The organism is Enterobacter sp. 18A13 (genome assembly GCF_007035975.1).
GTDB lineage: Bacteria > Pseudomonadota > Gammaproteobacteria > Enterobacterales > Enterobacteriaceae > Enterobacter > Enterobacter vonholyi.
The window spans coordinates 1,796,623-1,822,950 of record NZ_AP019634.1 but is presented as its reverse complement, the minus strand read 5'-3'; the positions used below and the strand labels follow the sequence as shown (position 1 = coordinate 1,822,950).

Genomic DNA, 26,328 nt, shown 5'->3' with positions numbered 1-26,328 from the left:
TCTCCACTATTCATACCAGTACGCCGATTTCAAGCGCACGATCTAAAAACCGAAACAACAGTACCAATTGGTCGCCGTATTTCGCTTCAAATGCCACAGGATCAGCGTGCAACTCATCGTGATGCGCTCTGCACAGCGGTATCACAAACAGGTCGTGCGCTTTGGTACCCATTCCACCCTGCCCGTGGCCTATCAGGTGGTGGGGGTCGTCTGCTGGGTTATTGCAGCAACTGCACTGCTGCGACTTCACCCAGCGGGTGTACTTATCATTCTCCCAGCGGCGGCGCTTTGGCCTCAGCATGAAAGATTCCGGTGATTCAGGATCGACCTTCACCGTGACTATCTTCTTAACTTTCTCCTGGAGGATTTCAGTAGCCGGTAATGACGGCACAATGTCGCTTTCCCGCATCACTGAGCTGTGAGATTCAGGCTTAATCCTGAGTGCCTGGTTAGCCAGTGGTTCAGGAATAAGGTCAGCCAGATCGTTACGTACCATCCACCAGCAGAACTCCGGAAGCGTCAGGGTGTGGTCAGCACTGAAACCCAGCATAATATTCACCCTTTCGAGCAGCCATTTTACCAGGTTCTGCATGGCAATTCCTGCCAGTCTTTCAGTGGTTTGTTCACGCAACTGGTTATCGCAGCCCCAGCAAAGGCGAATGCTTCCAGGTGCGTGCCGCATTACAGTAAAGTCCTTTGAATGCCAGTCATTATGGGGCCACTGACATTCGAATTTACGCTCCAGCCAGGCATCAAGACTGCTAAGCCCACCAGCACGCTGAATAACCCGCTCGTTCAGGAAAAGCTCCTTCATACTGACATCATCTATCAGTGGCTGGTGGGCTTCAGGAATCAGGCCAGATGGCAGGTGCTGGATTGCTTCGGAAGGCGTTTCAATCACTACCCTTCCGCGACGAAACAGCCACAGCAGCTCGTTTCCTGGGCGGAACAGCACAACTCCCGACATTGGTGCTACTTCAGGTGTCAGTATTGCTCTCACCTTATTACTCCTACGGCTGGTTGATGTTTAGTGATCGATATTTCAACCCTGCCACCCGGAACTTTAGGGCCCCACTCCACCAGCATTCGCTGTACCTGGCTGTCATCCTCCCAGATGCCAGCATGTGTAAGCGCGTCAAATAGAGCCTTGTTGTAATTGTCGATGTCCCGGCAGCGTGCATCTGGCGGAAAGAGAAGGATCTCCACCGCTGCTGGCGATGATGATGGTTTTGGAAGGCAACGCAGCTGCTCAATAATCGCTGCGCATGCCGCACTCTGATATGCCCTGCCTTTCTCACTGATAAGATGGCGGCCTTTTAACGGTCCCTTGTTAGGGGCTCGCCAGTAGGTATTTACGCTCGGCGGGAACGGGAGCACCAGTTTCATACAGTCACTCCCTGCTTTTTCAGCCATTCAACAGCGTTAACTCTTGCCTTGTCTCCACCGGATAACAGTCCTTTAATGATCGCTACCGGATCAGCATCCAATTCTGTTTTGACGACGGTAATGCCCCTGGCAACGCCAGGAGCAATGGAGATGTAACCTTTTTTCTTTAGCGCCTTCACATGCTCAGCAGCAGCGTTCTGCGATGAGCAACCAATCAGTTCAGCAAGCTCTATCAACGTTGGAGGGAAGCCAATCTTTTCAATGTGAACCTTGATAGCTTCATACACTTCACTTTGACGCGGCGTTAATTCGATCATGACTCCTCCCCAATTCGGCCTTTGTAGCGACCAAAGCGACCGTTAAGCCGCCCGATGATGCTGTAGAACATCATAAGGCTCACCCCCATAGGCTTAACCTTCTCGTGATATTCCTTCAGGATCGGCGTTGCTATTGAGTTCCACCCTGCTGAGGGGTTCTCTGTGATGGCTTTCTTAAGCGCGGTGCTGCATTGACGAGCAACATCACGAACCGCGTTATCCTGCTCGGTTGATAGCTTCTTCATGCTGCATGCTCCCGGTTATTTGCCACCGGAACAGCAACGCCGGGAATCAATTCAACTGCAGCTGACTCAGCCTGATTACCCCAGTGGTCCCAGCCAGGCGCACCACAGCGGCTGAAGAGTTCAATGCGCGGAACGTCACCGTAAAGCTTCTCCAGCCTGAAACGGGCCTCTGCTGGTTTCTGGCTGTGCTCACCAAGCGGGCTGTAGATAACCTGTTTGATGCTGGCGCACTGGCGTTCAAGTCCATTCCCCCTGGTTGCGATCAGCATGTCTTCGGTATTGGCTCGGGTGTAGTTTCCGCCGTTCATGCGGGTTTGCTCGTTAAGCAGCTCGAGGAAGTCGTAAAAGTCCTCTACTCCACCAGCCTGAAGAGCTTTGTTGATGTGCTGCTCTGCCAGCGTGTTGAACTTAACCCAGGTGAAGCCCTTCATCGTGCGGACCTTGAAGCCCCATGCTTCAGCCAGTTCAATCGCTTCTTTGGTGTGCGTGCCGGTGAACCACATAGCCAGAACAGCATCATCGGCAGCCAGGTCCCAGACCGGAAGACGCTTCATGTCGATAAGCTTCATCGTACCGTAGTGATTATTAGCCGCGCCGTTGCTGACGGTGTTGCCGTATTCCCAGGCTGGGTCAGCGTAAATCAGAGAGTATTTCATCAGACGTTCCTCGCTCGGCCAGCCAGACACCAGCCATCACCGGTGGTTTTAACCCTCGGCGCCATGCTCAGGCAGCGCTTACGCTCTTTGAGAATTTTGGCTCGCATGGTTTCGTTCTTTGAGCGATTGAATGCCTCCATCAGAACGGTCGCAGCACGCAGATAAAGTCCCTTGTCAGATAACTCTTTAGCCTTGTCCATCATCGCATTGACAGCTTGGTTTGGTGCTGTTTCCTGTTTTGGCTCAGGGATTACTTTAGCTTTTTCGATCGGCGTACGTGGGATGATCGGCCCAATAGGTCCTGTCGGAGCTTTTGCGTAGTAACGGAAGTTAGGACGCACACCTTTGCGCTCAGCGCGGTTAAGCATGACCAGGCGGCATACCGCACGCTGAACGCTATGCAACTCGTAATCAGGTAGCGCAGCGGCAATCTGCTTGTTCGTCAGTCCAGGGTTATTGGCAACGAACAGCTGGATTGTTTTGAGAAAGCTCATGAGTTCGCTCCTCTGAAACCGTTGGGGACTTTGCTGTAATCAGTGTTCTGGAAGCTGGAACGGAAAACACCATCTTCTCGGGCCCACTCTCCGTTGATGCGAGGTGGACGCCCAGCTTTGGCCCAGCTGTTAGCCGATTTCAGGTAGCCAGGAAACTTTGTTGGCTGGAAAAGAGTCTGTGGGCGAAGGTAAGCCGACATCGTGAGGTCTTCGCTCCACTTGGCGTTGCAGTAATCCACCACCAGCGATAACTCTTCAACGGTGTAACCTTCCACGATTCGGGCACGAATGTTTTGCAGGGAGGTTGTTGAAACCTGATAACGCGAACTTGTCACCTGGTTCAGATGGGTTAAAACCTGTTTAGCCTGATCGGTGATCAACACATCACCGTCTGGTTGCGGCGCAACCGGACAAATAGGGTTTTTAATATCTGTAGTATTCTCTGTTGTATTCTCTGTAAGAACATCAGTGCAATTTGACCTGATGAGAGCGGTTCGTTTTGACCCGTTGGAGCGTTCCACTTTGACCTCTTCCATCGGTTCATTTTGACATGATGGAAGAGTGCATTTTGAACTCTTCGATTTGGTCACTTTGACCTCATCTAAAAGCGGGCTTTCGTAGTTGATCGTGTAATAGTTCGTCATGTCGCGCTGAGACTTGTTCAGTTGCTCAACTTTGAGCACGCCGAGGTTCTTCAGGCGGGTGAATGTGCGCTTCAGCGTAGACTCAGACCAGAACGGGAACTGCTCAAGCCACTGCTCGTTGGTGTTGTAAATCCAGCGCACGCCGTCACGCTCCAGTCCGGAGGTGGTTTCTTTAAGCCAGTAGTTAACCTGCTGCAACGCAATAGCCTCGTTAAGGCCAATGCTGTATGCAAGGTCAGGGTTTATCACTATCGGCCGGGATGGCATCAACAGGCTCATGGTCGTCCTTTAACTCTGTAAATTTACGCTGGAATTGCTCAAGAGGGCTGAAGCACTCATGATCGTACCCTTCGCGAAGGTATATAACGCGTCGAGTCTGTGGCTCCCACCTGATGACACGGACCGGGACGCCGTAGTGGTCTTTGAATCGCCGGTTAACTTCAGCCATTCCTCACGCCCCTTCTCATTCATCTGAGCAAAAGCCTCTACCATCGCGTTCTCAGGCTGGTAGTTGTTCTCACCAGGCTGGTCGTTTAATCTCTCCACATAGCCGAACGGGGAGTCTTTTCCCACCAGTGGAAGGCATCTGAATTGCTTCGCTGGTCTTAATCGGTTTAAACTGTTCATGCGTTAGTTTCTCCACTGAATACGACACGCCAAGACGCCAGGGGCCTGCACGCCCGCTGGCGTCACTTTTTTGGGGATTTATTCCGGCTAAACAGCGCGACAATCGCGCGGATTTCTTCTTCACGCGCAGCCAGGTGACGGCGGTGATGTTCGTGAATCTCTTCAGCTTCATGCGGCTCAATCACTCCATCTTCCAGGGCTTTCTGGATAATCTGATCAACCTGTCCGCGTGCTGCTGCAGTTCTCATAGCGCGGGTAAACAGGTCTACGCGATCGAGGTCTTCCAGCTGCGGAACGTCCACCAGCAGAGCGCCGCGACGTTGCGCGAAGTAATCAGCCAGGAGAGACGTGTTTGAAATGTCTTCCATCGCCTCCAGCTCGTTCACTTCAAAGAAGCGGCAACCGTTCTTCTCGTACAGGTTGTTGTTGAACTGCGTTACTGACATGCCAAGAGCACCGGCCATAGCCTCACGGCCACCGGGGTACGATTTGCACATCGCTTTAACTACTTCTTTCAGGCTTGGCTCTACCATGTTGTTTTTCCTTTGGTAGTTACGTAATGCTGAATGCTGGGTTACGGTGTTACTGCAACGTCAGGATCAGCAGGTTTGTTTTTGTTAGGGAATGGTCGTACTTCCTCGGCTTCAATTTTCCCGTCTTCGTTAACCAGGATATTTACCCGGCGATTACGCTTGAGGGCTTTACTGATGGCGCTTTGGTATACCCCAAGAGCCTCAGCTGTTTTGGCCTGACCGTTTTCCAAAACATATTCAGAGAGCGGAATAATCTTCATTGGTTTTCCTCGTGGTTTGCACATAAGGAGTATCACTGTTAGTGATAAATAAGTCAACACTAGCGGTGATTGGTGATTATGCCGTGCGGTGATAAATTATGAGAATGAAAAAGAAACCATTGACCGCCGAACAAATTGCCGACGCCAGCAGGCTGAAAGCTATCTTTGAGTCCAAGAAAAAAGCGCTGGGGCTCTCACAGGAGACTTTGGCTGAACAAATGGGTATGGGGCAAAGTGGTGTCGCTCAGTTACTGAATGGCACCAACGCTATCAACGCTACTCATGCTGCACAGTTCGCTAAAATTCTCGGGGTAAAAGTCGATGATTTCAGTCCATCCCTTGCAGCTGAGATATCAGCTATGTTTGAGGCGATTGCTAACGGAAGAAATCAATCCTCTGTGTATGAGTACCCGCTATTAACCGAAGTGCAAGCGGGATCATTTTGCCCAGTTAATTCATACACAGAACGCGATGCGAAGGAGTGGGTTTCAACCACTGTTAAAGCCAGCGATTCTGCATTTTGGCTTGAGGTATCAGGCCATTCAATGACTGCTCCTCCAGGAGTAAAGCCGAGCTTTCCTGAGGGAATGCTCATACTCATAGATCCAGAACAAGACGTTGAGCCCGGTGATTTCTGTGTTGCTGGTATATTCAACGATTCAGAGGTCACTTTTAAAAAATTTGTTCGTGAAGACGGGAAACCCTGGCTCGAACCTCTAAACCCTAGCCCTCGCTATCAGGCCATTGAATGTAATGAGAATTGCAGGATAATAGGCAAAGTTGTTAAGGCCCAATGGCCTGAAACTATCTTCGAATAAGGAGCCAATCGGCTCTTTTTTTTTGCATCTTTTTTCACCTTACTAATCATCAAGTTAACACTAGGCGTGATATTTTTATCACTACAGGTGTTGACCATTTAATCACTATTGGTGATACTCATTGTGCGCCGGGGTGATGATGTTTAAGACCATCGGTAGGTTAGCGGTACGGTATATGGCACATGTGCCGCAGCGGTCCGGGGATTCCTTAGGCAGTATCCCGATCCAGCGGGTAGCCGGAATGTGCAAGCCAGTTGTGTACGACAGCCAGAGACGTTTCACCAGCGTGGCGATCAGGTGACAGCCCAGACGATATCTGAGTGGCTTAAAAAACAGATGGGAGCCGGTGGAATCCCGGCACACAACATGAAAGCGCATTCCATCAACTATCGGTTGTGGATGACAGGTAAGTAAACGAACGGAGTGCGCTCCCAGTTGTGTAAACCGTAGTCGCTGTACCAGATGCTGTGTGTAGTCTTGGCGGTCGGCAGTTTGAATCCCTTAATGTCGACCGCCCCTTTTCACAATTGAAAGCGCGTTCAGCCGGTTACTTGAGAGGCCTCAGTCGTTAAATCAACCTCAGGGGAACGCGCTCCCAATTGTGGAGAAGCTAACTGGCGGTGGCAGCCGCCCGTTTCACTAAGTGCCCTGGTTGGGTGCTTACTAAAACGAAACCCCTTTATTTTTTGTCGCCATCTGGCGAGGGATTCGTGCAACCAAAAATCAGCGCTGTGCAGAGCGCTTATAATACGGAGAAACTATCCATGACGAACACACAGAACGTCGCCGAGTTACAACCACGTATGACCCGCGAGCAACTGGTAGATGCAGCTCGTACCGCAGCAAAGTTCCTACCTGTTGCGTCAGCTCAGCTGATGAACGAACTGGCTACACGCCTGGACTATACCAGCGTCGCGCTGTGTGAAGCGATGGCGCAACGTAAGGAACTGGCTGAGCAGAACGCCACCCTTCGTGAAGATGTTGCCAGTTGGGCCAAAGAGTGCGACCGCATCGAAGAGCGCCACACCAAAACGCCTACCAACATGCACCTGCTGGAAGCTCAGCGAGAACTCCGTGAGCTGCCTCGTGTCGTCATTTCCCTGAATAACGAGGTTTCTCTCTGATGGCTAACTCATTCAAGCAAATGACCAAGGCAGGTGTGATTAAGCGCACCGACACCGGGATGTTCATCGCTCTTTCCGATATCCATGTTCGTGAAGGTTTCAACAAGCGTGAAGACGATGATCGCACCCGCCAGGCTGATGATGACCTGTTCAACTATCTGATGAACGGCGGATCAGTTCCACCGCTGGAAGTTATCGCCCGTGATGAAGGTGGTGTGTGGGTTGTGGAAGGTCACCGTCGCCGTCGTTGCTACGCGCGCTGTGCTGAAGCTGGCAAGCCAGTAGACCGCATCCACATCATGCCGTTCAACGGTAACGATGTGCAGCGCCTGGCGCGCATCATGACCAGTAACAACCAGCTGCCGCTCTCCGATATGGAACAGGCAGCTGTTATTCAGGAGCTTCATAACGCTTTCAACCAGACCACCAGCGAGATCGCAAAACTGGTCAATAAGTCAGTGGCCACGGTAGAGAAGTTGCTGCTCCTGAGCAAGGCGAACCATGACGTTCAGCAGGAAGTTAAATCCGGTGCGGTGTCAGTCGATGTCGCGGTTGATCGCGTTATGGAGTATGGCGAACAGGCCGGAAAAGTTCTTCAGCACGATAAGGCTGTAGCGGCTGCCCAGGGGAAAACGAAAGTTACCCGCAGTTCTATCGCTCCGGAACTCAGCGTAAAGAACGCGCGCCGTTTCGTTGAGCTTATGGCACAGGCAACCATCAGTGATGAGGGTGTATTCACTCTTGAAGGCGCTGCCCTTGCTGAAGCGCTGGCCATTATGGACGAGCACAAAGCGATTGCGGAAGCGCGTGAAACATACCGCCTTTCACAGCCAGTGCCTGAAACAGAGGTAGTAGGCAAAACGCTCTACGTGAAACTGGAAGGCATTGAGATCGGTACCGCTCAAATCTATCGCGGCAAAAACGTCATCCTAAATGGGATCGTCACCAGCCAGTCAAAAGCTGTGGCCCACTTCGTTAAACAACACAAACTGCAGCAGGAAAATAATCATGACAGCCAATAAACCAATGACCGGCGAACAGCTGGATGAACTTATGACTGTTGCAGTCAACATGCAGCGCGATGCTGAGACCGATTGTAACCGCCCTTCCGCTATGTTCGCTTATGCAGTTCAGGTTGCTGTTCTGGAACTGCGTAAGGTTCGCAATGATGCTTCTGCGCTGGCTGCGGAGAATGCGGGGCTGAAGCAGTTCCCTGACCAAATTGTTGGCTTCATCGGAAAGCTGGGCTCAAGCGAAATTGGTAGCGAAACGAAAGAAAAAATTGAGGCCGCAGCGAAGAAAATCAAAACCCCGGCCACCGACGCTTTCCTAGCTGAAGTACGTGCTCAGGGCGCGGAAATGTTTGCTGCCTATTGCGGTGAAGAAAACTCGGTATTTGTTGAGGCTAAGGCTTATTACCGTTCTCTGCCGGATGCCGCCTATGAGTTCGCCGCCCAGCTTCGCAAAGGAGTACAGTCATGAGCAAATCACTTAATTCTCGTTGCATTCGTCGCTGGGAAGTTGAGTTTAAGGGCGTCTGCGATTCAAAGTTAAGTCCATGGTGGCGCAAGCGTGACCTGCGCGGTTATATCCGCGATGCTGCGCTGACAACCGCTGACTGCATGGTTCAGAGCATGGCCGAAAGAAATGCCAGGGTTGATTTTTGTGGTGTCGATAACGGATGGTCTCCGGAGTTCTCTGCCTGGTATGGCGAACGTCGCGAACAATACCTCAAAGAGGCGCGAGACTACCTCAACGAAGAAGCCAGCAACGATGAAATCGACGAAGAGATTCAGAACGAGCTGGAGGCCTGGAATGACTAACCTGCAGTTAGCTGTTAACGGTGAATACTTCGACCAGATGAAGTCTGGTGAGAAAACCGAAGAGTATCGCCTGGTAAATCCATACTGGTGCCGAAGGCTCTCACATGGCCATAACCAGCAATTACCTCGACGCTTCGACCGCCTGATTATCACCCGAGGCTATCCTAAGCGCGACGACGAGAGCAAACGCATCGACGTTCCGTATGCTGGTTACGAAGTGAAGATGATAACTCATCCGCACTTCGGGCCCGACCCGGTTAAGGTCTTTGCTATCAAGATCAATATCGATGGCCAGTAAACTCAAACATCGGCGCATGCGCCGCCTTAAAGCAGACGTGGCCTGGTGGCGAGAGGAGGCAGAGGATTGCCGCTCCCGTCTGCTGGAACTGACCGGAGAAATCGACAGGCTCAAAAAGCTGGTTATCCGCGTGCCGATGCCGGTCCTAATGCCAAAGGAGATGGTCCACCAGCTCTATTACACCGAAACAAAAAGATGTCGTACCTGCAATGATGGGCTCCGAGGTGGTTGCTCAACTTGCATTTTCTATAAGAGATAGCCGGGTGCAGCCGGTTAAGTGGAGATCAACGTATGGGGCAGTTAGTAACACTTCATGAGTGGGCGTCGGGTCCTAATGGCTTCAAATATCCATTAAGCAACTCAGCACTGAACAAAATAGCCAAGACCAAGCAAACTTTCCCACCAGCTTTAAAGCAAGGTCGCCGCTGGGTTATAGATGAGGACGCTCGTTTTATTGGCATGGTAAGCAATGTTGATATTTCATCATCATTATCAGACAAGGCTCGCCAGTTAGTGGAGAAAGCAATAAATGGCAGCTCGCCCCAGAAAGCATAACGTTAAAATACCTAACCTGTATTGCAAGTTGGATAAACGTACATCAAAAATCTACTGGCAATATCGCCACCCTGTCACTGGAACATTTGTTGGTTTTGGAACAGATGAAGAGGCAGCCAAAGCTGCTGCTACGGAGTTAAATCGGATAACATCTGAGCAGGAAACACGCCAATCCTTCGCTCTTATCGATATGGCCATTAAGAAGACAGATAAGAAAGAGAAAGGAATTCGAGTCGCAGACTGGATAAAAAGGTACGTAGATATTCAGATGGAAAGGATGCGTGACGGAGAAATAAAAAAACCGACCGTAAAATCCAGGAGGTTATGTGCTCAAGTTCTGGCTGACAGAGCTCCTAACGTTCGCCTAAAAGATGTTGACACGAAGTTAATCGCAAAAATTATTGATGAATATAAGTCTGAAGGTAAACATCGAATGGGTCAGCTGATTAGGAGCGTGCTTAACGACGTATTTAAAGAGGCTCAACATGCTGGTGAGGTTGAGCCCGGCTACAATCCTGCTTTAGCAGTTAAAAATCCGATAGCAAAGGTCAAGCGAAGCAGGCTCAGTATCGAACAATGGAAGCTAATCTATGAAAGTGCGGGAACATTGCCACCATGCGCTCAGAATTCCATGCTATTGGCTTTGGTGACGGGTCAACGTATTGGCGACATAGTGGCGATGAAGTTTAGCGATATATGGGATAATCATCTTCATATAACCCAAAGTAAAACAGGAATGAAGTTAGCTATTCCTTTAAATTTACGGTGTGATGCTATTGGCATGACGCTTGCAGAAGTAATAAGTAAGTGTCGAGACAGAGTTGTGAGCCCGTATCTGATACACCACGTGAAACATCATGCTTACGGTAAAGCTGGTTCTCACGTTCCTGAAAAAACAATATCTAAGTATTTCAAAGAAGCGAGAGATAAAGCAAATATTGACTGGCCAAAGGATTGTATTGCCCTGCCCCCATTTCATGAGCAGCGTTCGCTTTCATCTAGAATCTATAAAGCACAGGGTATTGATGTCAAAACTTTGCTTGGGCATAAAACTGAAGCGATGAGCACAATGTACGGAGATGATCGTGGTCTGGAGTGGAACAAACTTGTGATTTAGCGAGATAGATAACTTTTAGAAAGTGCCAAATGATAAGCTGGCGTTATATGAGTTTTGGGGATTTGTTTTGGGGATGATTTGGGGAAGAAAAATTAACCTTATATAACAATAAAATAAAAATCATCGAATTGTTCCACAAACAGTCTGCTACCAGCAACGCATAACCCAACAGCCAGCGAGCCCGCTGGCTGTTTTCTTTCGACCCCGCTCATCCCGTGCTAATGTAGAATGCTGCATACTGGATTATCACCGGGAAATCGTTATGACTGACGACGTTATTGAGGCAGGAACCCACCAGCAACTGATTACCTTACTCACCGAGCAGGGCGCGCGGTTTCGCGTCATGGAGCACGAGGCTGTCGGGAAATGTGAAGCGGTAAGTGAAATTCGCGGGACCGACCTGCGGCAAGGCGCAAAAGCCCTGGTCTGCAAGGTGAAGGGAAACGGCGTAAAAAAACACGTTCTGGCGATCCTCGCCGCCGATCTGCAGGCTGACCTGAGCCAGCTTGCCAGCCATTTTGGCGGGCTAAAAGCCTCCCTCGCCAGCCCGGCGGAAGTCGATGCTCTGACCGCCTGCGTTTTCGGCGCAATCCCGCCCTTTAGCTTCCATCCTGATTTGGCGCTGGTTGCCGACCCGCTGCTGTTCGAGCGCTTTGACGAAATCGCGTTTAACGCCGGCCTGCTGGAGAAATCCGTGATTATGGATACCCAGGATTACCTGCGCATCGCCCGTCCTGAGCTCGTCACCTTCCATAAAGCGTAACTGCGATGGCTGACGCCCTGTCAGCCTTTTCGTTCCAGAAACAGCACGGAGGCGACGAGAATAACGGCAATAGCGAAAAACGATGAGGAGATAATCAGCGTTTCAACAAACATGTGATCGTTCATGATGGCGACCCTTTTGCGATATCTGCTTTCGTTTTAATCCGCGTAAATGACAAGGTTATGACAACGACAAAATCTTTTTAAAACTGTTCTCTGCCGCGTTTGCGCTTACAGTAAACAGAACAATTTTTCTGGCAAGGATTCCCTATGTTTGACCCTACTCTGCTCATACTTCTGGCACTGGCCGCGCTCGGCTTTGTCAGCCATAACACCACCGTCGCCATCTCGATTCTGGTGCTGATCATTGTGCGCGTGACCCCGTTAAATACCTTTTTCCCGTGGATAGAAAAACAAGGCCTCACCATCGGGATTATCATCTTAACCATTGGGGTGATGGCGCCGATTGCCAGCGGCACCCTTCCCGCATCAACCCTGCTGCACTCGTTTGTAAACTGGAAATCGCTGGTGGCGATCGCGGTGGGGATTTTTGTTTCGTGGCTGGGGGGACGCGGCGTTACGCTGATGAGCAGCCAGCCCTCGCTGGTGGCGGGTCTGCTGGTGGGCACCGTGCTGGGCGTGGCGCTCTTTCGTGGCGTACCGGTCGGCCCGCTCATTGCGGCAGGCCTTGTCTCTCTGTTTATCGGGAAGTCGTAGTCAGGCTGGCCATATAACGCGCTGGCGTCTGGCCCAGTCCCTTTCTGAACATGGTGATAAACGCGGTGGTAGAGTCATAGCCCAGTGACTGGGCCACCTGCTGTACCGATTTCCCGACGATCAGGTGCTGTAATGCCACAATCAGCTGCAGCTGGTGACGCCAGCGGCGAAAGCTTAAACCGGTCTCTTTCACCACCAGCCGCGCCAGGCTGCGTTCGCTCATGGCGAAGTGGCTCGCCCACTGCGCCAGCGTCTGCCAGGCGGCAGGCTCTTCCGCCATCTTCTCGCTCATCAGCCGAATTTTAGGATGGGGCGAGACGGGCAGCTGCAGATGCTCCTGCCGCTGGAGCGGCAGCTCGTCAAACAGAACGTCCACCAGACGCGAGGTGGCCGCGAGCTGCAGCTGTTCACGAGATTTTTCCGCGAGCGATAAAATCAGCTCCCGCACCAGGGGGGAGATTTTCAGGGTACAGCAGCGCTCGGGCAGGCTGACGGCCCCCGGCTCAATAAACAAAAAGCAGAGCTGCGCGCCCGGCGTGGCCCTGTTGCTGTGCGGCATCTGGCCGGGGATCCAGACGGCATACTGAGGTGGAACCATCAGCATCGCATTTTCCACTTCACAGGTGATTGCGCCGCCGAGGGCAAGAATCAGCTGCCCCTTACGGTGATGATGCCGGGGAATATACTGTTCCTCCGCCACTACCTGAATGCGAAATGCGACGGCCGCATCGTACTGGCTATCAGGATCGTAGCCTTCCAGTCCCAGACCAATCATCAGTTTGTCCGATATTAGCGATAAACTGTCATTTTAGCCTGATTTCAACCGCTGATAAAATGGGTATTGTGTGCGCTCGCTTGAACGTATGAGACCATAATGACTACTGCTATTCGCACCTCAGGAAAACACGGCGCGCTGTTGATTGCAGGCATCCTGATGATTGCCACTACGCTTCGCGTCACCTTTACCGGCGCAGCGCCGCTGCTCGATACAATTCGTCTTGATTATGGCTTAAGTACGGCGCAAACCGGTCTGCTGACCACCCTGCCCCTGCTGGCTTTCGCCCTCGTCTCGCCGCTCGCCGCGGGCGTTGCCCGGCGTATCGGCATGGAGCGCAGCCTGTTTATCGCCCTGCTGCTGATTTGCGTCGGGATTGCCGTTCGCTCCCTGCCTTCCGCCGCTTTGCTTTTCACCGGAACGGCGATCGTCGGCTGCGGTATTGCGCTCGGGAACGTGCTGTTACCCGGATTAATTAAGCGTGATTTTCCCGGCCAGGTGGCGAAGCTCACCGGCGCCTATTCCCTGACGATGGGCGTCTCGGCGGCGTTCGGTTCGGCAATGATCGTTCCCCTGGCACAGGGTAGCGCCGGCTGGCATGGCGCGCTGCTGATGCTGATGGCGTTTCCGCTGGTCGCGCTGCTGCTCTGGCTGCCCCAGTGGCGTCAGAAACACGTCGCAACGGTAACAGCCGCAGGCGCGCTGCATAACCGCGCGATCTGGCGCTCGGCCCTCGCCTGGCAGGTCACGCTCTTTTTGGGGATAAACTCGCTGATTTACTACGTCATCATCGGCTGGCTGCCGGCGATACTGCTGAGCCACGGCTACAGCGAAGCGCAGGCTGGCTCGGTGCACGGTCTGTTGCAGCTGGCTACGGCCGTGCCGGGACTCGCCGTTCCGCTGATCCTCCACCGTCTGAAAGACCAGCGGGCGATCGCAGGCGCGGTGGCGCTGATGTGCGCGATAAGCGCGGCGGGATTATGGTTTATGCCGGGTATGGCGGTGATGTGGACGCTGGTGTTTGGCTTTGGCACAGGGGCAACGATGATCCTCGGCCTGACGTTCATCGGTCTGCGCGCCAGTTCTGCACACCAGGCGGCGGCGTTGTCCGGCATGGCGCAGTCGATTGGCTATCTGCTCGCCGCCTGCGGTCCCCCGCTGATGGGGAAAATTCACGATAGCGCGGGAAACTGGCAAATCCCGCTTCTGGGCTGCGCCCTGGCCGCCGTGATAATGGCCCTCTGCGGCATCTTAGCCGGGCGAGACCGGGAGATCGCGCCCCGTTAAACAGTGTGGCAGACCCTCGGGTCTGCCTTTTTTACCCGCGAGCGGCACGCAGCATCGCCTGCACCAGCACGACCGGACGCCCTTCGAGCGCGGCACGCTCGTGCTGGAATAAGGTAATCACGAAGAACGGGTGCGTAACCAGCTCCGCGGCGCGAATTTCCCCCTGATCGTCCCAGCCCGTAACATGCATATCACCGCTTTCCAGCGCCTGTGCAAACGCCGGCGACACACCATAGTTACAGTGATACCCCTCTTCAATTTCCGGCTTGCCGTATGCTTTGGCGATCAGCGTATTTTTGCGCAGTTCAATCGCATCGGTTTTTTCCACCAGCGAGCAGGTCAGCGGCGCAATCACCATGGTGCCTTCGGTATCCGTCTCAGCGTGTGCCGCATCGGCCCAGCCCAGCACGTTTCGGGCATACTCAATCAGCGCATGCTGGAATCCGCCGCAGGTGCCCAGGAACGGGATGCTGTTTTCACGGGCGTAGCGCGCGGCAATAAAAGCGGCCTCGGTGTTTTTGTAGGGGCTGGCAGGAACCAGCCAGATGGCATCGTAGCCCACCAGATCTTCAGGGCTAGTCAGCTCCGTGGTGGCCAGCCAGTCGTAATCGGCGGTGAGGTCAAGGACTGCGGCGGCGTCGTCAATGGCCAACGGGATCGCCTGATGCGCAATAACATTGGGATTGTAATCGCCAACCAGCGCAATGCGCAGCGTCGTTTTAACCGGGAGGTGTTCCATGAAAGGTTCCTTATGCCAGAGTATTATCAGATAACATAAGGAACCTCAGACTACCGATCTTTTGCAGTTATCACAATACCTTAAATTGGGAGGGTGGAATCATGATTCAGTGCAAACGCGTTTACGAACAGGCAGGTCCGGACGACGGCTATCGGGTGCTGGTGGACAAGCTCTGGCCTCGCGGGCTTAAAAAAACGGACCTCGTCTATGATGAATGGTGTAAAGCGCTCACGCCCTCGAATGAACTACGCAAGGCCTTTCATAGCGAAACCATTGATTTCACCGCCTTCAGTCAGGCCTATCGGGAAGAGCTTGCGAAACATGCTGACGAGGGAGTGCGTCTGGCGACGCTGGCGCGCAGGCAGACCGTCACCCTGCTCTTTGCTGCCAAAAACGCGGAGCAAAATCACGCCCTGATCTTAGCCGACTGGCTGCGTCATCTGTGATCAGCCGATCGTCAGTTCATCCAGAATTTGCGGCGCTTCATCCGGGGTGAGCGGCATCAGATGTTCGGCGCGTACAAACGCAAAGCCGTGCTGGTTGTCAAAGGCGTAGACATCACCCGTCACCAGCCAAAGCGCGCGATCTGCGGTGGCCGGTAATTGCGTCATCACGCCGTTGACCGGGTTAACAAAACGCAGGCCAGGCTGGCAGAGGCCAAATAGCTCAACAGATTTACCAATATTGCGACGGCCTGACGCCGTGCGGGCACCCACGATCATCGCCATGCTGCCCGGTTTTAGCTGAAACATACTTCTCTCGCGGAAACGAATGCCAGAAACTGGCTAAGATTAATCCTAAAGAAAAGTGTATCGCAGGCGGTATCCGTCTGTCACCTGGTGGGTTGCGGACGATCGCGACGATAGAGCGTCCATTCATCGATCACTTCCCCGCCCGGTAATTTGCACTCGGTGCGAACGCCCTGCGGGCTTTGAACCGGGATCTGTTCCCCGCCTTTCTCCAGGCAGTAGACGGAGGCCGGGTTCGCCATACCAATAGCGTGCGGCGGTTTTGGCGCATCGGGTGGCGTGGGTTTTGCGGTACAGGCGGTCAGGGGAAGCGCCAGCGCCAGAAGCAGAAATCTCATCTCATTGATCCTTTTGACGTCATTACACCCTAAGGGTAACGGGTCATCGCCGCGTTCTCCATGATTTCTCCATTTTAACTGCACTTTTCAGCACTATAGTGTGGCATGTTCTCGATTTGACCAGAGAACATCATTCCGTAATCAAGATGTCTTTGCCCCGGTCTCAACAACGGGGCTTTTTTTCTCGCCTGCTCCCCGCTTCCTGCATATATTAAATTTTCTGTATTCATGTTTTACTATGCCTGAAGCTTAAAAACTCAGCATAACATGCAGATGCAGACGTCTTCTGCCTGGGAGTCATTCTACGTCATGTCGGATCTTATCCTCGCTCGCGTTTCAGAAACCCTTGCCACCGAGCAGTCCCTTGAAAGCCTCGTTCGCCAGCTGCTGGAGATGCTGGAGATTGTCACCGACATGGAGTCGACCTACCTGACGAAGGTCGATATCGAGGCGCGGCTGCAGCACATCCTCTACGCCCGCAACAGCAAGCAGATGACGATCCCGGAGGGTCTGAGCGTCCCATGGGACGAGACGCTGTGCAAGCGTGCGCTGGACAGTGACACGTTATTCAGCAATGACGTACCCGAACGTTGGCCCGAGTGTGAAGCCGCAAAAGCGCTTGGCATTACGACCTACATGAGTATACCTGTCCATCTTGCGGATGGTTCACTCTACGGTACGCTCTGCGCCACCAGCACGGCCAGAAAGCCGCTTAGCGAGCGCGGGGAACAGGTTCTGAAGCTCTTCGCCGGGCTGATCGCCCAGTCCATTCAGAAAGAGTCGCTGGTAACCCAGCTTCGCGAAGCCAATGCGGCCCTCATCGCGCACTCCTACACGGATGCCCTTACCGGTTTACCCAACCGTCGCGCCATTTTTGAAGATCTGACCACGCTGTTTTCTCTGGCCCGGCACCTTAAGCGTAACGCCATCATCGCGTTCATCGATCTGAATGATTTCAAACTGATTAACGATCGTTACGGCCATGAGGCTGGCGACCAGTTCCTGATAGAAGTGGGCAAGCGTTTGACGGAAGAGAAACAGGAGGACGATATTATCGGCCGACTGGGCGGTGATGAATTTCTGGTCGCATCGCTGAGCCAGCTCCACGAGGACGGAGATAACGCGCAGGTTACGCTGCTCAAAACGCGCCTCAGCGCCTGTATCGCAGGCGAATACTGGCTGGGCAGCGTTCATATTATTTATCCGGGCGCCAGCCTCGGCGTTATCGAAGTGGACCCTGCCGCAACCGATCCTGACAGCGCATTACGCGGCGCGGATGTCGCGATGTATCAGGATAAGAAAGGAAAAAGCAAAACACGCTTTCTCACTATGGATTAACCCCGTACACTCTACGGCGTTACAAAAACCGAAACAGGTGATGATATGAGAATAGGGATCCTCTTCCCGGTCGTTATTTTTATAACGGCGGTGATTTTTTTAGCGTGGTTTTTTGTCGGTGGTTACGCGGCGCCTGGGGCATAAATGAGAAAAACGACCCTCATTATGCTGATCGTTGCCATCGCGGCGTTTGCCGGCACCCAGCTTGGCTGGTGGTAAACGCCAATACGTAAAAAGGCCGCCATCTGGCAGCCTTTTTTCAACGCTTTTAAGCCTTAGCTTTTGATTTTTCTGTAGATAAACAGAACAACCAGCGCACCAATCACCGCGACGGCGAAACTGCCGAAGTTAAAGCCATCGACTTTGCCAAAACCGAACAGCGTACTGATCCAGCCGCCGACTACTGCGCCGACAATACCCAGTATTACGGTGACGATAAACCCACCGCCATCTTTGCCCGGCATGATCCACTTCGCCAGAATACCCGCAATAAGCCCAAAGATAATCCAGGATAAAATTCCCATAACTTTCCTCTCTGTATGGTTTTTGTCATTAAATCAACGACACAAAAAAGAATAGCACAGGATTTCAGAAAGGAAATTTGTGATAGGCGTCACAATGAGAGAGTGAGTGATTATTCATCAACAAAAAGAGCGTGCCACATAAACTGTGGGGTTGCATCTTTTGTTGAGAAAGATTATCTTTCTCAACACTGAATAGTTGAGCGAAATACTCAGGTATTCAGTACGACATTGCTCACATTGCTTCCAGTTTTTCTTGCCCACTCCTGAGTGGGCTTTTTTTTCTGCTCATACCCCAACAAACGCGTAACGGTTACGTCCTGCGCGCTTTGCCTGATAGAGCGCCTGGTCAGCGGCAATAATGATATTTTGCTGGCTGCCAGCGATGTCGACAGCACGTGCGGTAGAAATCCCGACGCTGACCGTTACCCGTCCGAAGGGGCTAAAAGCATGCGCAATTTGCAGGGAAAAGACATTGCGAATAATCGTCTGCGCCAGTCGGAGCGCATCCTGAATATCCGTATCCGGCAATATCAGCGCAAACTCTTCTCCGCCGTATCGCGCCACAATCTGATTATCACGCGTAAGGCTCTCCCTGAGGCTGTTTCCGAGGATTGCCAGACACCGGTCCCCTTCCGGATGACCATAGTTATCGTTGTATTTTTTGAAGTAATCCACGTCCACGATCAGTATCGAAATCGGTGCGTCATGCTCAGCACACATAGTGATTTCCGAGAGGATTTTTTCATCAAAGAAGCGGCGGTTGTACAGCCCGGTCAACGCATCTTCTGAGGCAATAATCTTCAGCGCTTTGTTATCCCTTGTTTTTCGGGACAGGTCGGAATACAGGAAGTATGACGCCACGATGAGGATCGCCGTGAACACGAAAATGAGCACCGCCAGCTGAATGGCCTGTTTGCGCCAGGGTGCAAGTGCTTCATCAATGCTAACGGCCACGGTGGTGACCAGTCCGTAGCGTCTGTTTTTCTCGTAGGCATAAATGCGCTCGATTTTATCAAACCGGGAGATGGAGCTGGCTATCCCCGAATTTTGTACCTTGAGATATTTCCTGAATAGCGGTGAATCAGAAACAATCGTGCCGATATAAGTATTTTTAAAGGGATAACGGACCAGCAGCACGCCTGATTGCGTCGTTAAGCCGATGACGCCCGAGTGACCGATATTAATCTGCCCGTAGAGTGCCAGAAAATTTTCGATACCCAGCGTCACCACCACCACTCCGTTAAATGCCCCGCTCTCGGTTTCAAGGCGTCGACTGATGGTGATAACCCATTTGCCATTGGTTCTGCTTACCACCGGCTCCCCAATAAAAATCTGCTGAGTTTTATTTTCTTTGTGATAGATAAAAAACTCTCTGTCCGAGCCTTTGCGTGACCCGGTAAAACTTTCATGCAGTGCGGTGAAGATATCGCCCTGAGCGTTGTAAACAACCACATTATTAATCTGGGTAAGAAGGTTATCCTGATTATTGATCATGTGCTGAATATTGGTCGCCTGCTGCGGGGTCATACCATAAATTTCGATTATGTCGGAAACGGTAGTAATTAACATCTCACTCTGGCGCATGATCCCCTCGGTGTAGACATCAAGGGTATGGCTCAGGTTAGCAACGCTGGTATTAATTTGCTGGATTGACTGCTGTCTGGACGTGGCTATTTGGACGGCGAGCGACAGCGAGAGGATCAATGAAACAATGATGACGGTAATGGTTGTTGTGTAAAAAGTATTTTTCACATGCACGAGCTTTTCCACCTTATCACGCCTGACATCCCTGGCTGACAACTCTTGTCACTGTAACAAAGCTCGGGATAAGAGGAAAATGAATTGCACTTAAGCAGACAACGGAAGCTTGCCTTTATTTTGATTTACAAACTTACGATCTCCCTGGGTTTAGATAAAATGACTTTAATAAAATCGATATAGGAGACGGGCTTACCAAAATAATATCCCTGTAACAGGGTTATCTCATTACGGTTGAGATACTCCAGTTGCTCTTTTGTTTCTACTCCTTCAGCTACAATGCGCAATGAGAGTTTTTTCGCCAGATCAATGACGCAGTCCAGCAGGATCGTTGAGTCCTTTTCCTCTGAAACCCGGTTCACAAAGCTTTTATCAATTTTAATATAATCAATGGCAAGCGCATTAAGGCATGACAGCCCGGAATAACCCGTACCAAAATCATCAAGGGCAATAACAAAACCGGCGTTATGCAGCATGTTGAGGTTTTCCACCAGGTGAGGATTATCGATCAGCGGTTCACGCTCGGTCACCTCGAGAACCAGTTTGACCTCTTTACCCTGAAACCCCTTCCCGAAGACGCGACAGTCCCCGATAAAGGAAGGTGCATTAATGTGTCTGGCGCTGATGTTCACCCCGATATGAAACCCGTCCGGTAGCTTAGGCAACAGTGGTTTAAGCTGTGCGACCACTTTCGCCATCAACCCTTTGGTTAACGGGATAATTAAACCGCTACGTTCGGCAATCGGAATAAAGACATCCGGCGGGATAAAGCCTGACTTTGGATGTTTCCATCTCGCCAGGACCTCAACGCCGTACAACCCGCCGGTATCCCCGTTCACGATCGGCTGATAATAAGGCTCGATCTCCCCCTGCAAAATGGCTTTGCGCAAATCGTCTTCGAATGAGGTGCTTTTCCCCTTGTAACGGCGGATCAAAATGCCCACCGCCACGGATAATGCAAGAATAAGCAGTGTCAGGCTCCATCCCTGCTGCAGTAGCCGCGTCAGGCTAAAAAAGGCAGGAGGCTGCCAGGCCAGGCTAAAGGGGAACTGCGAAGATGTCGTAAGTGACCCCGCCCACGAGGCCGCTTTCCAGCCGGTCACATCACCGCTGCGGGTAAACATTCTTTCGCCGACAACCAGTCCCAGGCCAACGCTATTTGATGCGCTCGTAATGGCATCCTGCAAATGCGCGTCGCTGATGCTGACCATGACGCGCCCTCCCGCAACGGGCATCTGAAAGACAAGCACCGGCATGCCGTTCACCAGCCGATTGCCGGGTAGCAGCATCAACTTTTCGGCAGGTAAGGTCTCAGGGTGAATAATCAATACGCCATTCCCGGGAAGGGAAGTACAGATGATTCTGCCCTGCTGCTGGATCATGATGGCGCGCAGATGCGGTTTTAGCGCGGCTTCCGTCCCCAACGCCAGCTGTCCGCGACTGGTACACCCCTGCTCCGCAACGCGCTTCGCCGTGCTGGCCGCACTGACTGCTTCAGCCAGAATACTTTCTATTTTTTGGGTGCTTGCCGTCGCGGCATGACTATTACTCAGCTTCGCCATCTGCCATAGCTGCCAGTTAATAATCAGAATGCCGCTCAGAAAAAGAAACAGGGCACTCATAATAGGGATCATCACGTTGCGCATGATGTTTTCCTTAATAGAAAAAACAAGCATGGATGTACTAGAAGAAAAGCCTGTGCTAATCCGGCGTTGCTTATGACAATGAAAATAGCTTAGCTGAGAATTGTCTTAAAAAACTGATGCTTTCGTATGAGTTCACCTGCCTGAATTTGCTCACATGACGTGACTATCAGGCTTGTTCCTTGCCCAGGCTGTGTTAAGCTTTGTGAAATCAGGGAGCGGACTGGATATCTGGAAAATGAAAAAGCGCATTGCCGTTGCTATCGTTTCAACGCTTCTGGTCTTCCTGTCTCTTTATGCCGTCAATGCTGTCATCACAGGACAGCAGAAGAGCAAACAGCTCGAAATATCCCGAACCCTTTTACATTATTCAGAAGACCTGTCCCAAAACGTTGCGCTGGGCCTAAAAAGCATAACGACGCAGGGATGTGATAAAGCCAGCCTTGATAACTACAGACAAATCAAGCTTAATAATCTTTATTTTGGCGATATTGGTTTTATCGAAAAGGGAAAAATAGTCTGTACCGCTTTTTGGGGGAAACTCGCAACGCCCGTTGCACTTCCTGCAGAACTGCATAAAACGCCGAGAGGCTTTCTCCTGGCCCAGTTTTCGCGAAAAGACTTTTTCACGGGCAACGCGGCAATTTATAACAATATTATTATCTTCACCTCCCGCTATGCTTACGATAAATTCAGCCCGGTTACCGCAAGTTATTCGCTAAGTGCTACCACGAAAGACTTCGGCAGAGTCTTTTTTTCGGCCGCTCCGGAGCTAAATCAGCAGAGCTGGCTGCATTCGACGTTGTTTACCCTGACCCTGACGCAGTGCAGCGCCTTCTGGGACCTGTGCGTCATCGTGAAGCATCATGACGCTGGGCTGGCCTCGTTACCTCCGTTTATCTTTGCGCTTCTTGCGGTCATTCTCTGTTTGATCTGGATCGCGATTACGTTGTTTATCTTCCGAATCTATGAAGATCGTTTTTCTCTGGAACGCACGCTGATCAAAGCCGTCATCACGAATACCATCTGCGTTAACTATCAGCCCATTATCCGCATTCACGATAAAAAAATCGTGGGTGTTGAAGTTCTGTCGAGATGGCGCGATCAAAAGCACGGGGACGTCTCTCCGGAGCTGTTTATTCCATTAATTAAGAAGATTGGTCTGTATAAAAAATATTATAGTAATATTATCGAAAAATCCCTTTCCGAAATTGCCCCACTGGCGATAAAACACCAGCTGATAGTCTCAATCAACGTTGGGCGGAAGGAAATTGAAGATGGACAGTTCATTACCATTTTGCGTCGTGCGTGTTTTGCCAATCACCTACCCCTTTCCCTGATGAAGGTCGAGCTCTCTGAGAAAGCCGTTTCAACGGCAGATATCCTCGAGGGATTCTGTCGGGAGCTCAAATCGCTCGGCGTTAAAATATCAATAGATGATTTTGGCGTGCAAAACTCGAACCTCGCCCGCCTGTCGCTGCTTGAATATGATGAAATCAAAATTGATAAGTCGCTGGTGGACGGCATCAGCGAGCATTATAAGCAAAACATCTTCGCTATCTTCAGCGATGCTCTTGCAAGATTGAATAAAACGCTTGTATTCGAGGGCGTGGAAAATGAAATTCAATATCGCTTTATTGCGGACAGATATCCCGATGCCCTGATCCAGGGATGGTATTTTTCAAAAGCACTCACCCGCAGCGAACTGGCGAAGCAACTCACCGGCGTCACACCGTAATCCAAAACTGGCGTGCCCGTTTTTTCCAGTCGGGCATTTCAATTTTTTACGCAAAAACATATAGTCGTCACAATCAGACGGTAGATTACCCTGAAGCACACTCATATTTTGGTTAAAAACGTGAAATTATCCTTACTATTCCCAGTGGTACTCTTTTGCCTGACCGTTATTTTCGCGCTGTTTATCGACGCCCCCGCTTCGCATATTCTGCGGAAAAAGTGCATGTGGTCCGATAGCGTGATGCTTAGCTGTATCGCAAAGCATCAGCATAACGGTTTTTGAAGCAGGCTATTCATTTCCCCACTGATTGAGGAAGTTCGCAATATCATCAATGCGCCCCGCACGGATCCCGGCCTCAGCGGCCATCTCCTGCTGGGCTTCCTCGCTAATCTCCTCGTTATTCGATAAACGGGTAAGCAGCAGCTGGAAATAATGTGCCAGCGCGTCGAGCTCTGACTCAGCGACGGACTCTGCGGCTTCCGTCGCGTACTCATCGGCAATGTCATAATATTTCAGTGGGATATCGTTGTTCATAACTGTCTCGTCGCTAACCTGTAAGGGTGAAGCCATCAGTATATCGGACGCCTTATCTCAACCAAAGCATTGCTTCAGATGAGCAACGCAAGCAGCGCCGCGAGAGCGGGTACGGCCTGTACATACAAAATTTTCCGGCTGGCGGTGGCTGCGCCAAAGAGCCCGGCGATCAGCACGCAGGCCAGGAAGAAGATGGCCACCTGAATACCCTTTTCGCCGAGCCAGAGGCTCCAGAGCAGACCTGCCGCCAGAAAACCGTTATACAGCCCCTGATTCGCGGCCAGTACGCGGGTATCGCGCGCAAAATCAGGACGCAGATTAAAGGCCTTGTGCCCTGTTTTGGTATTCCACAGGAACATTTCCAGCACAAGAATGTAGAGATGGATGAGTGCAACGACAGCGATAAGAAGAGTAGCTAGCATCGTGTTGTCTCCCGCAGGCAGAGGCAAAAAAAACGGGAACCCTCAGGCCCCCGCTCTTGTTTAACCCAGAATCTGGATTACATGTTCGCGATAATCGCGTCGCCAAACTCTGAGCATTTCAGCAGCTTAGCGCCTTCCATCAGACGTTCGAAATCGTAAGTTACGGTTTTCGCGTTGATCGCGCCTTCCATACCTTTAACGATCAGGTCTGCGGCTTCGAACCATTCCATATGACGCAGCATCATCTCTGCAGACAGGATGATAGAGCCTGGGTTCACTTTGTCCTGACCCGCGTATTTTGGTGCAGTACCGTGTGTCGCTTCGAACAGGGCGCATTCATCACCGATGTTCGCGCCAGGGGCGATACCGATACCGCCAACCTGCGCTGCCAGGGCGTCAGAAATGTAGTCACCGTTCAGGTTCATACAGGCAATCACGTCGTATTCTGCAGGACGCAGCAGGATCTGCTGCAGGAACGCATCGGCGATCACATCTTTAATGACGATCTCTTTGCCGGTGTTCGGGTTCTTGATCTTCTGCCATGGGCCGCCGTCGATCAGCTCACCGCCGAACTCTTCTTTCGCCAACTGGTAGCCCCAGTCTTTGAACGCGCCTTCGGTGAACTTCATGATGTTGCCTTTGTGAACCAGGGTCACAGAGTCCCGGTCGTTGGTGATAGCGTATTCAATCGCCGCACGCACCAGACGCTTGGTCCCTTCTTCGGAACATGGCTTGATGCCGATACCACAATGCTCAGGGAAGCGAATTTTCTTCACGCCCATCTCTTCGCGCAGGAATTTAATCACTTTTTCTGCGTCAGCAGAGTCCGCTTTCCATTCGATACCCGCGTAGATGTCTTCTGAGTTTTCGCGGAAGATAACCATATCGGTCAGTTCAGGGTGCTTAACCGGGCTTGGGGTGCCCTGATAGTAACGAACCGGACGCAGACACACGTACAGGTCCAGCTCCTGACGCAGTGCCACGTTCAGGGAACGGATACCGCCGCCAACTGGCGTCGTCAGTGGGCCTTTAATAGCAACGCGGTAGTCGCGGATCAGGTCCAGCGTTTCTGCTGGCAGCCAGACGTCCTGGCCATAAACTTGAGTAGATTTCTCACCGGTGTAAATTTCCATCCAGGAAATTTTACGCTCGCCTTTGTAGGCTTTCTCAACAGCGGCATCAACCACTTTCAGCATCGCCGGGGTAACGTCTACACCGATTCCGTCACCTTCAATGAACGGGATAATCGGATTGTGAGGAACGTTAATCTTGCCGTTTTGCAGGGTGATCTTTTTACCTTCCGCCGGAACAACTACTTTGCTTTCCATTAACCTCTCCTTCGAGCGCTTCTGGTTGTTACTGATCTTATGTTAATAAATTGTAATGAGCCCTTCGATAGTACCTGATTGTCCTGCGCCATGAAAGGTCTTCGTTATTAGGCTATAATGCGGCAATTGATAACGCCTGAAAATACCATGAAGAAAACTTCTTTTACAAAACACCGGGTTGAGCGATTCAGCTCACGACAAGCCGCCAGAAGACCGCAAGAAAACCAGCCAAAGCGGGTTATTTTGTTCAATAAACCCTACGATGTTTTGCCGCAGTTTACCGATGAAGCCGGGCGCAGCACGCTGAAGGATTTTATTCCCGTTCATGGCGTCTACGCAGCCGGGCGTCTGGACCGCGACAGCGAAGGCCTGCTGGTCTTAACCAACGACGGCGCGCTGCAGGCGAGGCTCACGCAGCCGGGCAAACGCACCGGCAAAATTTACTTCGTCCAGGTCGAAGGCGAGCCGGACGAACAAACGCTGGAAAAATTGCGCAAAGGCGTCACGCTGAACGACGGCCCAACCCTGCCCGCAGGTATTGAACGCGTGAATGAACCGGAGTGGCTGTGGCCGCGCAATCCGCCGATTCGTGAACGCAAATCCATCCCGACAAGCTGGCTCAAAATCACCCTTTATGAAGGCCGCAACCGTCAGGTTCGCCGCATGACCGCACATGTCGGCTTCCCTACCCTGCGTCTGATTCGCTACGCCATGGGCAGCTACACCCTGGATACGCTGGCAAACGGCGAATGGCGCGACGCTGCCCCTTAAGGAGAAAT

At 51.7% G+C, this 26,328-nt stretch carries 37 protein-coding genes; 16 read left to right on the top strand and 21 right to left on the bottom strand.

Annotated features, from left to right (window positions below; all coding sequences use genetic code 11):
- Positions 1–10 precede the first annotated feature (10 nt).
- The 10 genes from FOY93_RS08920 to FOY93_RS08875 form a co-directional block, all read right to left on the bottom strand.
- Positions 11–1,000, bottom strand: coding sequence for a DUF968 domain-containing protein (locus tag FOY93_RS08920; protein WP_143344962.1), 990 nt, complete (start codon positions 998–1,000; stop codon positions 11–13).
- Positions 997–1,386 carry a RusA family crossover junction endodeoxyribonuclease gene (locus FOY93_RS08915; RefSeq protein WP_143344961.1) on the bottom strand — a complete coding sequence of 130 codons (390 nt, stop codon included), beginning with the start codon at positions 1,384–1,386 and terminating at the stop codon, positions 997–999. Before FOY93_RS08915 ends, FOY93_RS08920 begins: the two co-directional genes overlap by 4 nt.
- Positions 1,383–1,703, bottom strand: a complete 321-nt coding sequence (locus FOY93_RS08910) for a LexA family protein (RefSeq protein ID WP_143344960.1) — start codon at positions 1,701–1,703, stop codon at positions 1,383–1,385. Before FOY93_RS08910 ends, FOY93_RS08915 begins: the two co-directional genes overlap by 4 nt.
- Positions 1,700–1,948 (bottom strand): hypothetical protein, encoded by a 249-nt coding sequence (locus FOY93_RS08905; protein ID WP_143344959.1) that lies wholly within the window; start codon positions 1,946–1,948, stop codon positions 1,700–1,702. Before FOY93_RS08905 ends, FOY93_RS08910 begins: the two co-directional genes overlap by 4 nt.
- Positions 1,945–2,604 carry an MT-A70 family methyltransferase gene (locus FOY93_RS08900; protein WP_143344958.1) on the bottom strand — a complete coding sequence of 220 codons (660 nt, stop codon included), beginning with the start codon at positions 2,602–2,604 and terminating at the stop codon, positions 1,945–1,947. The genes FOY93_RS08905 and FOY93_RS08900 overlap by 4 nt, the downstream gene beginning before the upstream one ends.
- Positions 2,604–3,098 (bottom strand): hypothetical protein, encoded by a 495-nt coding sequence (locus FOY93_RS08895; protein WP_143344957.1) that lies wholly within the window; start codon positions 3,096–3,098, stop codon positions 2,604–2,606. Before FOY93_RS08895 ends, FOY93_RS08900 begins: the two co-directional genes overlap by 1 nt.
- Complete coding sequence (locus FOY93_RS08890; RefSeq protein WP_143344956.1) at positions 3,095–4,021, bottom strand: conserved phage C-terminal domain-containing protein; 927 nt, start codon at positions 4,019–4,021, stop codon at positions 3,095–3,097. Before FOY93_RS08890 ends, FOY93_RS08895 begins: the two co-directional genes overlap by 4 nt.
- Positions 3,978–4,190 (bottom strand): DUF4222 domain-containing protein, encoded by a 213-nt coding sequence (locus tag FOY93_RS08885; RefSeq protein WP_071993458.1) that lies wholly within the window; start codon positions 4,188–4,190, stop codon positions 3,978–3,980. Before FOY93_RS08885 ends, FOY93_RS08890 begins: the two co-directional genes overlap by 44 nt.
- A gap of 241 nt (positions 4,191–4,431) precedes the next feature.
- Entirely contained in the window at positions 4,432–4,902 is a 471-nt protein-coding gene (locus FOY93_RS08880; protein WP_143344955.1) for a YmfL family putative regulatory protein, read from the bottom strand.
- 41 nt (positions 4,903–4,943) lie between these two features.
- Positions 4,944–5,162 (bottom strand): Cro/CI family transcriptional regulator, encoded by a 219-nt coding sequence (locus tag FOY93_RS08875; RefSeq protein ID WP_023305900.1) that lies wholly within the window; start codon positions 5,160–5,162, stop codon positions 4,944–4,946.
- Positions 5,163–5,260: 98 nt separating this feature from the next.
- Here FOY93_RS08875 and FOY93_RS08870 point away from each other — a divergent pair, with 98 nt between their 5' ends.
- From FOY93_RS08870 to FOY93_RS08825, 9 genes are all read left to right on the top strand, one after another.
- Entirely contained in the window at positions 5,261–5,980 is a 720-nt protein-coding gene (locus FOY93_RS08870) for a LexA family protein (RefSeq protein ID WP_143344954.1), read from the top strand.
- A gap of 764 nt (positions 5,981–6,744) precedes the next feature.
- Entirely contained in the window at positions 6,745–7,104 is a 360-nt protein-coding gene (locus tag FOY93_RS08865; RefSeq protein ID WP_172621912.1) for a hypothetical protein, read from the top strand.
- Positions 7,104–8,126 (top strand): chromosome partitioning protein ParB, encoded by a 1,023-nt coding sequence (locus FOY93_RS08860; protein ID WP_172621911.1) that lies wholly within the window; start codon positions 7,104–7,106, stop codon positions 8,124–8,126. Before FOY93_RS08865 ends, FOY93_RS08860 begins: the two co-directional genes overlap by 1 nt.
- The gene (locus FOY93_RS08855) at positions 8,113–8,586 is read left to right on the top strand and encodes a hypothetical protein (RefSeq protein WP_197737689.1); all 474 of its coding nucleotides are present in this window, start codon (positions 8,113–8,115) and stop codon (positions 8,584–8,586) included. Before FOY93_RS08860 ends, FOY93_RS08855 begins: the two co-directional genes overlap by 14 nt.
- The gene (locus tag FOY93_RS08850) at positions 8,583–8,927 is read left to right on the top strand and encodes a hypothetical protein (protein ID WP_143344951.1); all 345 of its coding nucleotides are present in this window, start codon (positions 8,583–8,585) and stop codon (positions 8,925–8,927) included. The genes FOY93_RS08855 and FOY93_RS08850 overlap by 4 nt, the downstream gene beginning before the upstream one ends.
- The gene (locus tag FOY93_RS08845; protein WP_046091666.1) at positions 8,920–9,225 is read left to right on the top strand and encodes an ASCH domain-containing protein; all 306 of its coding nucleotides are present in this window, start codon (positions 8,920–8,922) and stop codon (positions 9,223–9,225) included. Before FOY93_RS08850 ends, FOY93_RS08845 begins: the two co-directional genes overlap by 8 nt.
- Positions 9,226–9,516: 291 nt before the next feature.
- On the top strand, positions 9,517–9,780 hold the full coding sequence (locus FOY93_RS08835; protein WP_008500733.1) for an excisionase: 264 nt from the start codon (positions 9,517–9,519) through the stop codon (positions 9,778–9,780).
- Positions 9,755–10,897 carry a phage integrase Arm DNA-binding domain-containing protein gene (locus FOY93_RS08830; protein ID WP_143344949.1) on the top strand — a complete coding sequence of 381 codons (1,143 nt, stop codon included), beginning with the start codon at positions 9,755–9,757 and terminating at the stop codon, positions 10,895–10,897. The genes FOY93_RS08835 and FOY93_RS08830 overlap by 26 nt, the downstream gene beginning before the upstream one ends.
- Positions 10,898–11,159: 262 nt before the next feature.
- Entirely contained in the window at positions 11,160–11,660 is a 501-nt protein-coding gene (locus tag FOY93_RS08825) for a YbaK/prolyl-tRNA synthetase associated domain-containing protein (RefSeq protein WP_133294189.1), read from the top strand.
- Between the two features lie 20 nt (positions 11,661–11,680).
- Here the strand turns inward: FOY93_RS08825 and yoaI are convergent, their stop codons facing one another.
- Positions 11,681–11,785 (bottom strand): small membrane protein YoaI, encoded by a 105-nt coding sequence (yoaI, locus tag FOY93_RS08820; protein WP_010430055.1) that lies wholly within the window; start codon positions 11,783–11,785, stop codon positions 11,681–11,683.
- A 144-nt stretch (positions 11,786–11,929) separates the two neighbouring features.
- On the opposite strand from yoaI, the gene FOY93_RS08815 reads away from it, so the two are divergent.
- Positions 11,930–12,376: a DUF441 domain-containing protein gene (locus FOY93_RS08815; RefSeq protein ID WP_024908579.1), complete on the top strand. Its 447-nt coding sequence runs from the start codon at positions 11,930–11,932 to the stop codon at positions 12,374–12,376.
- Here the strand turns inward: FOY93_RS08815 and FOY93_RS08810 are convergent.
- Positions 12,360–13,151 (bottom strand): AraC family transcriptional regulator, encoded by a 792-nt coding sequence (locus FOY93_RS08810; protein ID WP_143344948.1) that lies wholly within the window; start codon positions 13,149–13,151, stop codon positions 12,360–12,362. The two genes, FOY93_RS08815 and FOY93_RS08810, sit on opposite strands and share 17 nt — an antisense overlap.
- Before the next feature lie 99 nt (positions 13,152–13,250).
- Here FOY93_RS08810 and FOY93_RS08805 point away from each other — a divergent pair, with 99 nt between their 5' ends.
- Entirely contained in the window at positions 13,251–14,438 is a 1,188-nt protein-coding gene (locus FOY93_RS08805; protein WP_143344947.1) for a CynX/NimT family MFS transporter, read from the top strand.
- Positions 14,439–14,469: 31 nt separating this feature from the next.
- Here the strand turns inward: FOY93_RS08805 and FOY93_RS08800 are convergent, their stop codons facing one another.
- Complete coding sequence (locus tag FOY93_RS08800) at positions 14,470–15,177, bottom strand: CTP synthase C-terminal region-related (seleno)protein (RefSeq protein ID WP_133294187.1); 708 nt, start codon at positions 15,175–15,177, stop codon at positions 14,470–14,472.
- Between the two features lie 101 nt (positions 15,178–15,278).
- Between FOY93_RS08800 and FOY93_RS08795 the strand changes: the two genes are divergently transcribed.
- A complete protein-coding gene (locus FOY93_RS08795) occupies positions 15,279–15,623 on the top strand; it encodes a DUF488 domain-containing protein (protein WP_133294186.1) in 345 nt (114 codons plus the stop codon).
- Here the strand turns inward: FOY93_RS08795 and FOY93_RS08790 are convergent, their stop codons facing one another.
- Together FOY93_RS08790 and FOY93_RS08785 are read right to left on the bottom strand one after the other, a co-directional pair.
- Positions 15,624–15,929 carry a nuclear transport factor 2 family protein gene (locus FOY93_RS08790; protein WP_045401563.1) on the bottom strand — a complete coding sequence of 102 codons (306 nt, stop codon included), beginning with the start codon at positions 15,927–15,929 and terminating at the stop codon, positions 15,624–15,626. It abuts the gene before it with no gap.
- Between the two features lie 80 nt (positions 15,930–16,009).
- The gene (locus FOY93_RS08785; protein ID WP_143344946.1) at positions 16,010–16,264 is read right to left on the bottom strand and encodes a putative hemolysin; all 255 of its coding nucleotides are present in this window, start codon (positions 16,262–16,264) and stop codon (positions 16,010–16,012) included.
- 309 nt (positions 16,265–16,573) lie between these two features.
- Between FOY93_RS08785 and FOY93_RS08780 the strand changes: the two genes are divergently transcribed.
- Together FOY93_RS08780 and FOY93_RS08775 are read left to right on the top strand one after the other, a co-directional pair.
- Positions 16,574–17,602 carry a sensor domain-containing diguanylate cyclase gene (locus FOY93_RS08780; RefSeq protein WP_143345715.1) on the top strand — a complete coding sequence of 343 codons (1,029 nt, stop codon included), beginning with the start codon at positions 16,574–16,576 and terminating at the stop codon, positions 17,600–17,602.
- Between the two features lie 45 nt (positions 17,603–17,647).
- Positions 17,648–17,746 carry a YoaK family small membrane protein gene (locus FOY93_RS08775; RefSeq protein ID WP_029739841.1) on the top strand — a complete coding sequence of 33 codons (99 nt, stop codon included), beginning with the start codon at positions 17,648–17,650 and terminating at the stop codon, positions 17,744–17,746.
- 131 nt (positions 17,747–17,877) lie between these two features.
- On the opposite strand, the gene FOY93_RS08770 is transcribed toward FOY93_RS08775, so the two are convergent.
- The 3 genes from FOY93_RS08770 to FOY93_RS08760 form a co-directional block, all read right to left on the bottom strand.
- Entirely contained in the window at positions 17,878–18,126 is a 249-nt protein-coding gene (locus tag FOY93_RS08770) for a GlsB/YeaQ/YmgE family stress response membrane protein (protein WP_008500746.1), read from the bottom strand.
- Between the two features lie 285 nt (positions 18,127–18,411).
- Complete coding sequence (locus FOY93_RS08765; protein ID WP_442876334.1) at positions 18,412–19,896, bottom strand: sensor domain-containing diguanylate cyclase; 1,485 nt, start codon at positions 19,894–19,896, stop codon at positions 18,412–18,414.
- A gap of 113 nt (positions 19,897–20,009) precedes the next feature.
- Positions 20,010–21,530 (bottom strand): EAL domain-containing protein, encoded by a 1,521-nt coding sequence (locus tag FOY93_RS08760; RefSeq protein ID WP_143344945.1) that lies wholly within the window; start codon positions 21,528–21,530, stop codon positions 20,010–20,012.
- A gap of 235 nt (positions 21,531–21,765) precedes the next feature.
- On the opposite strand from FOY93_RS08760, the gene FOY93_RS08755 reads away from it, so the two are divergent.
- The gene (locus FOY93_RS08755) at positions 21,766–23,265 is read left to right on the top strand and encodes an EAL domain-containing protein (RefSeq protein ID WP_143344944.1); all 1,500 of its coding nucleotides are present in this window, start codon (positions 21,766–21,768) and stop codon (positions 23,263–23,265) included.
- A gap of 288 nt (positions 23,266–23,553) precedes the next feature.
- Here FOY93_RS08755 and FOY93_RS08750 read toward each other — a convergent pair whose 3' ends face one another.
- The 3 genes from FOY93_RS08750 to icd form a co-directional block, all read right to left on the bottom strand.
- Positions 23,554–23,799, bottom strand: coding sequence for a DUF2543 family protein (locus FOY93_RS08750; protein WP_111965567.1), 246 nt, complete (start codon positions 23,797–23,799; stop codon positions 23,554–23,556).
- 74 nt (positions 23,800–23,873) lie between these two features.
- Positions 23,874–24,221 carry a DUF1304 domain-containing protein gene (locus FOY93_RS08745; RefSeq protein WP_133294182.1) on the bottom strand — a complete coding sequence of 116 codons (348 nt, stop codon included), beginning with the start codon at positions 24,219–24,221 and terminating at the stop codon, positions 23,874–23,876.
- Between the two features lie 77 nt (positions 24,222–24,298).
- The gene (icd, locus tag FOY93_RS08740) at positions 24,299–25,549 is read right to left on the bottom strand and encodes an NADP-dependent isocitrate dehydrogenase (protein WP_023292761.1); all 1,251 of its coding nucleotides are present in this window, start codon (positions 25,547–25,549) and stop codon (positions 24,299–24,301) included.
- Positions 25,550–25,666: 117 nt separating this feature from the next.
- Between icd and rluE the strand changes: the two genes are divergently transcribed.
- Positions 25,667–26,320, top strand: a complete 654-nt coding sequence (gene rluE, locus FOY93_RS08735) for a 23S rRNA pseudouridine(2457) synthase RluE (RefSeq protein ID WP_143344943.1) — start codon at positions 25,667–25,669, stop codon at positions 26,318–26,320.
- Positions 26,321–26,328 lie beyond the last annotated feature (8 nt).